Consider the following 10,898-nt stretch of genomic DNA (forward strand, 5'->3'; position numbering starts at 1 on the left):
CGGGGCCTCCGATACCCTCACCCCGGGGGGCTTTCCCCCCCTTTGAACGCCGGGGGGATCCTCTCCCGGAGGGCGAGGGGTGGTTGGGGCGAGGGATGAGGAGGGGGAACGGCTGGGGCTCAGGCGCCGACCAGGCTCTGCTGGAATTGACTCACGTCGCCGATCAGGTCCGCGGCTCCCTTGATGACCTTCGCCGTGCCCAGCACGATCTGCAGCGGGCCCGTGATGCTGTTCAGACCCGGGATGGCTCCGGCCACGTCCAGGCCGAGCTGACCGGCCGCCAGCGCGATGTCCAGCCCGTCCTTCGGGTCCTTGTGCAGCTCGTCCCACAGGTCCTTGGCGCTGCCAATCGCGCTGCCCGCGCTGATGATGTTGCCCAGCAGCGGCACCGACTTGAGGCCCGCCTTCGCCGCGAACTTCGCCGACTCCTTGGCGATCTTCTCCTTGAGCTCGTCCGGCAGCGCGTCCACGAACCGCCCGAACAGCCGGGTCATGTTCTCGATGCCCTGACGCCCGAACGGCAGCTCCTGGCCCGCCACCTCGAAGTGGTCGCCCTGCGTCAGCAGCGCTCCACCCGCCTCGGCGATCTCCCGCAGCGCCCCGCCGATGTCACCGGTCGACAGCTTCTCCGCGGCCTCGAACAGGTTCGTCACCGCGCCCGAGTCCACCATCGCCGCGTTCAGCTCGCGGTCCCCGAACAGCTCACCGAGGCTGCCCGGAATATGCGACAGCGAGTTGAGGAACGCCTTGGCCGCTTCCGGCGCCGTCTGGGCAATCGTCTTGCCCGTGGTGGCCAGGCCCTTCACGAAGCCGCCGATGTCGCCCTTCTTGAGCGCGTCGAACGCGTTGCCCAGCGCATCGCCCACCTGGTCGTTGCCCAGCAGGCTCGCCGCCGCGACGATCGTGTCCTTGGCCCACTCCGGCGCGCCCAGCTTCTCCGCCAGCTTGCCCGCCATGCGGCCACGCAGCTCCGGCGGCACGTCCGCCAGCGCCTTGCCCAGCGACTTCAGCGCCTCGCCCGGCTTGCCCTCGGCGATCTGCTTGCCCGCCTCCATCACGTCGAACACCGCGCCGCCCAGCGCCGCGATGTCCGCGCCGCTCTCGATGCCGAAGGGCTTGAGCTTCTCCATCAGCCCCGCGTTCTTCGCCAGCGCGTTGCCCGCCGCCGTGGCCAGCGCCGGGTTCGTCAGGAGGTCCTTGGTGCCTTGCACCAGGTCGCCCGACATCATCTTGCCGAAGGCCGCGTGCACGTCCGGGTTCGCCACCAGCTGGTGGACGAAGTCCTTGTCCGTGAGCATCGACTTCACCACGCCCGCGAAGCCCTCGTCCGGCAGCTTCCCGGCCGTCGTGGTGATGGCCTTCTCGATGATGGACGGCGGCATCTTGCTCGCCGCGCCCTGCAGTCCCTTGAGCGCTTCTTGGAAGTCACCCTGGCCCAGCGCCTGGCCCGCCTTCAGCAGATCCGGCAGCGCCCGGCCCGCCTGGATGAGCTCGGACGGAGTGATGCCCAGGTCGGAGATGTTCTTGCGCAGGCCCTCGGGCAGCTTGTTGATCAGCTTCTCGCCAATCTTGTTCAGCAGCTCCGGAGCCGCCTCGGCCGCCGCGCCCAGCGCGGTGATGCCGTCGTCAATCTTGCCCTCGGAGAAGGCCTTCACCGCGTCGAACAGGTGCGGCGCCGCCTTGCCGGCCTGCAGCAGATCCTGCTGCGTCAGGCCCGCCTTGGTCAGCATCTCCTGGACCTTCGGGTCGTTGCTCAGCGCCGTGAGCGCCGTGTCGCGCGCCGCATCGTTGCCCAGCAGGCCGCGCAGGCCCTCCAGACGGGTCGACTCATTGAAGAGCTTGCCCACCTGGCCGTGCAGGTCGCGGTTGGTGACGAGCTCCTTGAGGAACTTCTCGTCCGTCAGCAGCGTCTTCACCGGGCCCAGGTTGGCCGGGAGCTGCTGCGCCAGGCCCTTCAGCGCCTGCGTGGTGAGGTCCGGCGCGGAGATCGCCGCCTCCTTCAGCGCGTTGAAGGCCTTGCCCCAGTCCTGCTTGGAGGCCGCATCCGCCGCCTCGAACAGGTGCGGGAGCGCCGGACCCGCCGAGCGGATCTGCTGCTCGGTGATGCCCAGCTTGGCGAACTGGTCCTTCACGCCCTGCGGCAGCGCATCCACCAGCTTGTTGCCAATCTTCGCGGCCAGCCCCGGCGCGGCCTCCACCGCCGCCTGGATGTCCGCCAGACCGCCCTTCACGTCACCCTTCTGAATCTTGTCGAAGGCGTCGAAGAGCTTCGGCGCGGCCTTGCCGGCCTCGACCAGGTCCTTCGGCTCCAGGCCGATCTTCGCCAGCTGCTCCTTGACCTTCGGGTCGTTGCCCAGCGCCGTGAGCGCCGTGTCACGCACCTTGTCGTTGTTGAGCAGCCCGCGCAGTCCCTCCATCCGGGTGGACTCGTCGAAGAGCTTGCCCACCTGGCCGTGCAGGTCGCGGTTGGTGACGACCTCCTTGAGGAACTTGTCGTCCGTCAGCAGCGTCTTCACCGCGCCCAGGCCGGCCGGGAGCTGCTGCGCCAGGCCCTTCATGGCCTGGGTGGTGAGATCCGGGGCGGCGATGGCCGCCTCCTTCAGCGAGTTGAAGGCCTTGCCCCAGTCCTGCTTGGCCGCCGCGTCCGCCGCCTCATAGAGGTGCGGGAGCGCCGGACCTGCCGTGCGCAGCTGCTGCTCGGTGATACCCAGCTTGGCGAACTGATCCTTCACGCCCTGCGGCAGGATCTTCAGCAGCTTGTCGCCAATCTTCGCGGCCAGCCCCGGCGCGGCCTCCACCGCAGCCTGGATGTCCGCCAGACCTCCCTTGATGTCGCCCGCCTTGATCTTCTCGGCGGCATCGAAGAGCTTCGGCGCGGCCTTGCCGGCCTCCACCAGGTCCTTCGGCTCCAGGCCGATCTTCGCCAGCTGCTCCTTGACCTTCGGGTCGTTGCCCAGCGCCGTGAGCGCCGTGTCACGCACCTTGTCGTTGTTGAGCAGCCCGCGCAGTCCCTCCATCCGGGTGGACTCGTCGAAGAGCTTGCCCACCTGGCCGTGCAGGTCGCGGTTGGTGACGACCTCCTTGAGGAACTTGTCGTCCGTCAGCAGCGTCTTCACCGCGCCCAGGCTGGCCGGGAGCTGCTGCGCCAGGCCCTTCATGGCCTGGGTGGTGAGATCCGGGGCGGCGATGGCCGCTTCCTTCAGCGCGTTGAAGGCCTTGCCCCAGTCCTGCTTGGCCGCCGCGTCCGCCGCCTCATAGAGGTGCGGCAGCGCCGGACCCGCCGTGCGGATCTGCTCCGGCGTGATGCCCAGCTTGGCGAACTGGTCCTTCACGCCCTGCGGCAGAAGCTTCTCGAGCTTCTCGCCAATCTTCGCGGCCAGCCCCGGCGCGGCCTCCACCGCCGCCTGGATGTCCGCCAGACCGCCCTTGATGTCGCCCGCCTTGATCTTCTCGGCGGCGTCCCACAGCTTCGGCGCGGCCGCACCGGCCTCGACCAGGTCCTTCGGCTCCAGGCCGACCTTCGCCAGCTGCTCCTTGACCTTCGGGTCATTGCTCAGCGCGCCCAGCACCGCGTCGCGCGCGGGGGCGTTGTTGAGCAGCTCGCGCACCGCGGCCGTGTCACCCGGGTTCTGGATGAGCTTGCCCACCGAGGCGTGCAGCTGGTTGTTCGTCACCAGCTCCTTGGCCACCTTCGGATCCGTCAGCAGCGTCTTGGCAGGACCCTCGGGCAGGTTCTGCGCCAGACCGCGGATGGCCTTCTGCGCCACCTCGGGCGAGGCCAGCGCCGCGTTGCGCAGGTGCTCCAGCGCCTGCTCCGGGTGCCCGCCCGCCACCGACTGCACTGCCTTCTCCAGGTGCGGACGCGCCGCCTCGCCCGCCTTCTTGAGGTCGTCCTCCGTCAGGCCAAGCTTCGCCAGCGCACCCTTGTCCGTGGCGGCGCCGGGCTGGGCCGTCGTGGGCGCCGTGGTGGACCCCAGCTTCTCCGCCTGCTGGCCACGCGCTGCCGAGGAGGGCGCCTTGCCACCGTCGAACCCGTCCCGCGTCTGCCGCGGCTTCACCTGGTTGCGCGTCGTCGCCGCCCCCTGGTTGCCATTGGCCGTCGTCGTGGTCGGCTTCGCCTTGGTCTCGACGGGCTTCGGCTCCGGCGGCTTCGGCTTCGGAACGTAAGTGGAGCCATCCGTCTTCTTGATCGACATGGGGAAACCTCGCGAGGGACCAGCGTGCGCCTGGGGTGCGCTTAGGGCGGAAGATGTACGGAACCTGCTTATTTACGATTATCGGCCCTGTAGGTTTCCAGTTGCGTAGGGCGGTTTTTTCGGATCATGAGAACCACCGGGGCTGCCCCCACCCCGGCGGTTTGACGCAAAGCGTTAGCGCTTGTTGTCGGAGGCGATGCCCTTGTTCACCTCTTCCAGGGCCTTCTCGGTGAGCTCGACGGCCTTGGCGCGGTGGCCGCCCTTGTCGTGGGAGGCGGACTTGAGCGCGGCCAGCGCGTAACGCAGGTGGACGAGCGCCTCCTCCATCTTGGGCTGCTTCTCGGCGAAGGCGCGCTGAGAGAAACCACCGAGGACGAAGGCCACGGCAACGGCGATGACGGTGCGACGCATGGGGGACTCCAGGGAGGGAGGGGTTGGACGGCGGGCGCATCATCCACGAGCCCCCGTCAACCTTTCCACAGGCCGCCTGTAGGAACTTCAGGCTTCAGGCCGGGCCGTCACACCTCGGCGCAGGTGGGCGTAAATCTCCCAACGGAAGGTGAGGGGCTTGGCGCGTTCAGCCGCCGACAAACCCTGTCATTTCGACAGGAAGGGCTCGGCAAAGCCTTTGCAGTTGGCCCCTGGCGACGCTCATCAGGGGGTGCGGCATGCGGGGAGTCATCACCGGACGCGAGGTGCTCGAAAACCTGGGACTCATCTACCGGGAGTTCGGAGCCACCTGCCTGTTGCGATGCCTCTGGGTGCTCGTCAGCGGGCGCAGCACCACCTTCCTCGAGGTGGCCTGCCAGCCCGAGCCACCGCCGCCGCACCGCTACCCCTAGGACTCGTCTTCCGGCTTCGACGGCGAAGCGGAAGGGGCCGGGGCCTTCTGTACGTAGGACACCACCGGACCACCGCCACCGCCACCGCCACCGCCACCGCCTCGAGGCTGACGTGGCCCACGCTCGGGCCGCTCGCTCCTCCGCTCCGGAGGACGCCCCCGCGGGCCCTGTGGCCCCTGCTGCTCCGAGGGCCTCGTGCCCTGCTCTCCCCACCGCCGCTGGCCTTCTCCGTTGCCCCGAGGGAGTCGCTCTCCCCGTGCACGGTCTCCCTGAGGGAAGCGCTCACCCTGCTGGCGGTCGTTCCGCGGCGGCCGCTCTCCCTGCGGACGGTCTCCCCGCGGCGGCCGCTCTCCCCGCGGCGGCCGCTCTCCCTGGGGGAAGCGCTCGCCTTGTGGACGGTCATTCCGCGGCGGCCGCTCTCCCTGGGGGAAGCGCTCGCCTTGTGGACGGTCATTCCGCGGTGGCCGGTCTCCCTGGGGGAAGCGCTCGCCTTGCGGACGGTCATTCCGCGGTGGCCGGTCTCCCTGCGGACGGTCACTCCGAGGAGGACGCTCACCCTGGGGACGCATCTCCCGAGGACCCTGCTCCGACCACTGGCGCGGGCCTTCACCGTTGCCTCGAGGGAAGCGCTCGCCCTGCGGACGGTCGTTCCGCGGCGGCCGGTCTCCCCGCGGCGGCCGGTCTCCCCCATTGAAACGGTTCCCGCCGTTGCGCGGCCCGTTGCCCTGGAAGCGCCCCGTGGGCACGAAGTCCGGCGTCAGCTCACGCTTCGTGTACGCCCGCCAGATTTCGCTCGCGTCCCCTGCCCGCGCCCGCAGGCTCGGGTCCGCCGCCTCGAAGTAGCGGCGCAGGTTCTCCACGTCCCGATTGAAGAAGAACTCGGCCTGGCTGTTGGCCGCCGCATCCACCACCTGCGGAAAGTCGATGATGGTGGCCCCGCGGTTGCCCAGCAGGATGTTGAAGGCCGACAGGTCTCCGTGGATGAGGTCGCAGCACAGCATCCGGATGGCCTGGTTGCGCAGGTCGAAGTACAGCGCCGAGGCCTCCTCGGCCGTGAGCGCCGCCTCCTCCAGCCGCGGTGCCGGGTGACCCTCGAGGTCCAGCACCAGCTCCATCAGCAGCACGCCCTCGTAGAACATCACCGGCTTGGGCACGCACACCCCGGCGGCGAACAGCTTGCCCAGGGCATCGGCCTCGGCCGTCTTCCACGCGTCCTCGGCGGCCTGCACCCCGAAGCGGCTCCCCTTGGCGATGGCGCGCGCGGTGCGGCTGTTGCGCACCTGCCGGCCCTCCCGGTAGCCCGAGTTGTTGCGGAAGTTGCGGTGCTCGCGCTCCTTATAAATCTTCGCGGCGACCACCTCTCCGTGGTGGCGGACAAGATACACGTCCGCCTCCTTGCCACTCTTGAGGCGGCCCACCACTTCGTCAATCACACCGTCGGTCAACAGGACTTGGAGCGCTTCGTTCATCGTTCGCGTGTCGGAAGGCTCCGAGTCCTACCACGTATTCCGGATGACCTCAGCCCACACGTGCATGGAGCCCGGTCGAATGCTCCTCGACCGGCGGCACATAGGGCCAACCGGCCAGGGGCCCCTTCCCTGCCTCCCGGGAGAGGTAGTCCGCCGCGATGTTGGCGCTTTCCATGATGGTGAGCAGCCCGCTGCCCGGGTGCGTCCCACCCCCTACCCAGTAGAGCCCCTCGACGCTGGGACTCTTCACATGGGGTCGCAGCGGACCCAACTGTGTCCAGGTGTGCGACAGATTGAAGACGGCCCCCCGGAAGACATTGAAGTCGTCCCGCCAGGTCTGGGCGGTGAAGTAGCGCTCGGCGCGGAGGTGCTGGCGCACCCCCCTCAGACCCACCTTCTCCAGCATGGCCGGAATCCGCTCGCGCAGCGTGCGCTCCGTGGCCGCCCAGTCCACCTCCCGCGAGGTGTTGGGCGTAGGCACCAGGACATACAAGGTGGAGTGGCCCTCGGGCGCCCCGCTCCTGTCCGTCACCCCCGGGTTGCAGACGTAGAAGGGCGGGTCGTCCACGTCCACCTTCTGGTCCTCCAGGGCCTCCCGGTCCGTGCGCCGCGCGCTGTTGGAGAGATAGATGAGGTGGTGGGGCAGCTCCTCATAGACCCGGTCCACCCCGTAGTAGGCCATGAAGGTGCTGCACGAGTACTTCGCCTTCTCCAGCGCCTCGTCCGTCAGCCGCGTGCCGGCGCGAGCCTCGGAGGGGACGAGCTTCTGGGCCGCGTAGGGCAGGTCCGCGTTCACCACCACCGCGTCTGCCTCCAGCCGCTCGCCGCCCGCCAGCCGTACCCCCGCCGCCCGGCCATACTCCACCAGGACTTGCTCTACCGGGGTGCCCATCCGGAAGGTGACGCCCAGGTCCTCGGCGCACTTCATCATCCCCCGCGCCAGGGCTCGGAAACCGCCCTCCACGTGCCACACCCCGAAGGCCAGCTCCAGGTAGGGGATGACGCTGAACACCGAGGAGCACGTGGTGGGGTGCAGCCCCAGGTACTTGGAGGGATAGGAGAGCGCGTAGGTGATGCGGTCATCGTGGAAGAAGCCGTCCAGGTGCCGGTAGAGCGTCTGCCACGGCTTGAAGCGCAGCGTGGAGAGCAACCGCCAGGGTGCATAGTAGGCCAGGCTGTCAGCATGCGTGGCCATGAACTTCTCATAGGCCAGCGGGTACTTCTCCCGGCTCTCCTCCAGCCAGCGGCGCAGCGCGGGCGCCTTGTCCGCGCCGAACTTCGCCACCTCCCGCTCCATCCGCGCCGCGTCTCGGGTGGTGTCCAGGTACGTACCGTCCCAGAAGTGCACCCGGGTGTTGGTGTCCAGCGGCACCAGCTTCACATAGTCGGAGATGCGCTTGCCCGAGCGCTCGAAGATGCGCTCCAGCACCCCGGGGAGCTGCAGGATGGAGGGCCCCGTGTCCACGGCGTACTCGCCGTGCTCGCCCAGGGTGAGCCCCCTCATCCGCCCTCCGGGCACCCGCTCCTTCTCCACTACCGTGACCTTCAGCCCCAACCCCGCGAGGTTGATGGCGGCCGACAGGCCCCCGGGTCCCGCTCCCACGACGATGACGTGACGTACCATGGCGGCGCTACGATGCCTGGAAGCCGCCGGCGTTGCAGCTCTCCAGGCGGGCAGGCGTCCTGATTCTTCAGCCCCGATGGCACGATTCCCGCTGGCCCGGGCGTTCTTCCCGCCGATGCGAAAGGCCGTCGCCGGTTTCATCTTCGTCGCCCTGGTCGCCATGCTGCTGGGCACCAGCTCGCTCGCCGTCCTGCACTCCACCCTGCACAGCCAGGACCAGCTCATCACCGGGTACATGGAGGACGTGGTCCTCACCCAGGAGCTCGTCACGGCCAACACCCACCTCATGCACCGGACGAGTGACTTCCTCCTCTTCGAGGACGAGCGCTACCTGGCCGGGCTGCAGCAGGCTCGGCTGAACTTCGGAACCGTCATCGCGCAGCTCACGCGCCACGAGCCCCGGACGCCAGAGGAGCGCCGGCTGGTGGAGCACTTCCTGGAGACCCGGACTCGGGCGAGCCCCGTGCTGGAGCGCATCATCGACCGGCGGCTCAAAGAGGGCCCCGCGTCCGGCCCCCAGCTGCTGGCGGAGCTGCAACCCATCCGCGTCGAGCTGGAGAAGACCCTGAACGCACTGGCCGACCACGAGCGCGAGCGCTACTGGGAGGCCCGCTATCAGACCCGGTCGAACTCCACCCATGCGCTGGGGATGCTCGCCCTGGGCTTCCTCGGGACGGTGCTGGTGACCCTGGCCCTGGGTGTCTTCCTGTTACGCGCGCTCCGGCAGCGCGTGCGCGCCGAGACGGAACGGGCCGGGATGTTGGAGCGCGAGCACGCCGCCCACCGCGCAGTGGAGGAGCGGCAGGCGCTGTTGGACCTTGTCATCGAGCAGAGCGGGGATGCCATCGTGGTGACGGACGCCCAGGGCGTCATCCAGCTCTTCAACGCCGAGGCCGAGCGCCAGCACGGCGTCACCCGCCAGCAAGTGTCCGCCCCCGAGTGGGCCTCCACCTTCGGCCTGCTCACCCTGGACGGGCAGCCCCTGCCCCTGAGCGAGACGCCCCTCTACCGCGCCCTCGAGGGCGAGCCGGTGAGCAACGCCCGCTGGTTGGTGAGGCGCCCGGATGGCTCGGTCCGCACCTTGTGCGGCACTGCCTCGCCCTTGCACCGCCCGGACGGCTCGCCCGTGGGCGCCGTGCTCACCGCCCGCGACGAGACGGAGCGCCTGGCCTTGGAGCAGCAGCGCGACGAGTCATTGGAGCGGCTGCGCACCACCGCGGAGTTCCGCGAGCGCTTCCTCGGCATCGTCGGGCATGACCTGCGCAACCCCCTCAACGCCATCACCCTCTCGGCCCGCGTGCTGCTGGTGTCCGAGGCCCTGCCCGAGCGCGAGCTGAAGGCGGTGCGGCGCATTGCCTCCAGCGCGGACCGGATGGTGCGGATGATCTCCGAGCTGCTGGACTTCACCCGCAGCCGGCTGGGAGGCGGCATGCCCGTGGACCCGAGCCTGGCGGACCTGTCGGCCATCTGTCGCGAGGCGCTGGAGGAGTTGGAGACCTCGCACCCTGGCTCGCGCCTGTCGCTGCGAGTGCTCGGACATGGGTTGGGTGAGTGGGACTCGGGACGGCTCTCCCAGGTCATCTCCAACCTGGTGGGCAATGCCTTGCAGTACAGCCCCGAGGGCTCACCCATCCGCGTCACCGTGGACGGGCACGCACCTCATGAGGTGATGCTCTCCGTGCACAACGAGGGCGCACCCATCCCCGAGGACGTGCTGCCGGAGCTCTTCGAGCCCTTCCGCCGCGGTACCCGCGAGCGCACGCACAACAGTGGCGGGCTCGGGCTCGGGCTCTACATCGTGCAGCAGATCATCCTCGCTCACGGTGGAACGTTGAGCGCCGAGTCCCACTCGGGCGATGGCACCACCTTCACCGCGAGACTCCCGCGCGACAACCCAGGCAGGCTGGCCATGCTCGTGAATTGAGGCCGCGCGAGAGCGGAGCGCGAGAAACTGGGTGCATGGCGATGCTCGCGGAAGGCGGGTAGGCTGATTCCTCCCATGTCCGCAGCGAAGCACCTCAACCCGTGGCTCCTGGTTACACTCCTCGTCGGGCTGGGGTGCTCAGCGCCCAGGCCCATCGAAGGCGTCTGGCGCCCTGGCCCCGGGGAGGACCCGGACCACATCCCGGGACCAATGAAGAACTTCGGCCCGTTCGACTCCTACGCGGACGCACTGAAGGCCGCCTGCCCGCTCATCCTCTCCAAGCCCAACGCCACCGTGGGCTATCTCCAGGACTTGAACCCCGAACTGGCAGCCCGAACCTCCACCGAATATTGCGCTTGGCTCTATTACACTCCGGAGCACAAGTACGAGATGAGCATGCTGACGGACTTGTCTCAGCCGGATGATCTCGTGACCCACAAGAAAACCTGTGTGCTCCCCACGTACGTGAATGACTCGCGCTATGCGCCGGGCGAACTCAAATACATCTTCGCCCTTCACAATCATCCCTTCGGCGGCACCCTCTCCTTGAGCGACTACCGGTTCATCGAACAAATGGCCTACCATCACGCCTGGGAAGTCGAAACGAGGAACGGCAAGGTCCGGCTCGCGATCATCGCCTTCTTCTCGCGATCGAAGGCCCCAGCGGCGCCTACTTGCGATGGCTTCTATCAATATGTTCCCGCCACACGCGTGGTCACGACGTGGGTCCAGACGCAGGGCCGCTGGAAGATGACGAAGCACGAAATCCTCGAGTGGCTCAATGACAAAACCTATCGGCTCAGAAGCATCCAGGAAGACGCCGGCCGGAATCCACATTGAGGA

Annotated in this window: 7 protein-coding genes; 3 read left to right on the plus strand and 4 right to left on the minus strand. The window is 68.6% G+C overall.

Annotated elements, in window-relative coordinates; genetic code table 11:
* Window positions 1-119: 119 nt before the first annotated feature.
* Both OV287_RS49690 and OV287_RS49695 read right to left on the minus strand, forming a co-directional pair.
* Window positions 120-4,196, minus strand: coding sequence for a hypothetical protein (locus OV287_RS49690; RefSeq protein ID WP_267541113.1), 4,077 nt, complete (start codon window positions 4,194-4,196; stop codon window positions 120-122).
* 174 nt (window positions 4,197-4,370) lie between these two features.
* Window positions 4,371-4,607, minus strand: coding sequence for a hypothetical protein (locus OV287_RS49695; RefSeq protein WP_267541114.1), 237 nt, complete (start codon window positions 4,605-4,607; stop codon window positions 4,371-4,373).
* Between the two features lie 257 nt (window positions 4,608-4,864).
* On the opposite strand from OV287_RS49695, the gene OV287_RS49700 reads away from it, so the two are divergent.
* Window positions 4,865-5,038 (plus strand): hypothetical protein, encoded by a 174-nt coding sequence (locus tag OV287_RS49700; protein WP_267541115.1) that lies wholly within the window; start codon window positions 4,865-4,867, stop codon window positions 5,036-5,038.
* Here the strand turns inward: OV287_RS49700 and OV287_RS49705 are convergent.
* Together OV287_RS49705 and OV287_RS49710 are read right to left on the minus strand one after the other, a co-directional pair.
* Window positions 5,035-6,507 (minus strand): RIO1 family regulatory kinase/ATPase domain-containing protein, encoded by a 1,473-nt coding sequence (locus OV287_RS49705; RefSeq protein WP_267541116.1) that lies wholly within the window; start codon window positions 6,505-6,507, stop codon window positions 5,035-5,037. The genes OV287_RS49700 and OV287_RS49705 overlap by 4 nt on opposite strands.
* A gap of 49 nt (window positions 6,508-6,556) precedes the next feature.
* Window positions 6,557-8,131: a phytoene desaturase family protein gene (locus OV287_RS49710; RefSeq protein WP_267541117.1), complete on the minus strand. Its 1,575-nt coding sequence runs from the start codon at window positions 8,129-8,131 to the stop codon at window positions 6,557-6,559.
* 76 nt (window positions 8,132-8,207) lie between these two features.
* Between OV287_RS49710 and OV287_RS49715 the strand changes: the two genes are divergently transcribed.
* Together OV287_RS49715 and OV287_RS49720 are read left to right on the plus strand one after the other, a co-directional pair.
* Entirely contained in the window at window positions 8,208-10,055 is a 1,848-nt protein-coding gene (locus OV287_RS49715; RefSeq protein WP_267541118.1) for a sensor histidine kinase, read from the plus strand.
* 210 nt (window positions 10,056-10,265) lie between these two features.
* Window positions 10,266-10,895 carry a hypothetical protein gene (locus OV287_RS49720; protein ID WP_267541119.1) on the plus strand — a complete coding sequence of 210 codons (630 nt, stop codon included), beginning with the start codon at window positions 10,266-10,268 and terminating at the stop codon, window positions 10,893-10,895.
* Window positions 10,896-10,898: the final 3 nt, after the last annotated feature.

Source organism: Archangium lansingense (assembly GCF_026626635.1).
GTDB classification, from domain to species: domain Bacteria; phylum Myxococcota; class Myxococcia; order Myxococcales; family Myxococcaceae; genus Archangium; species Archangium lansingense.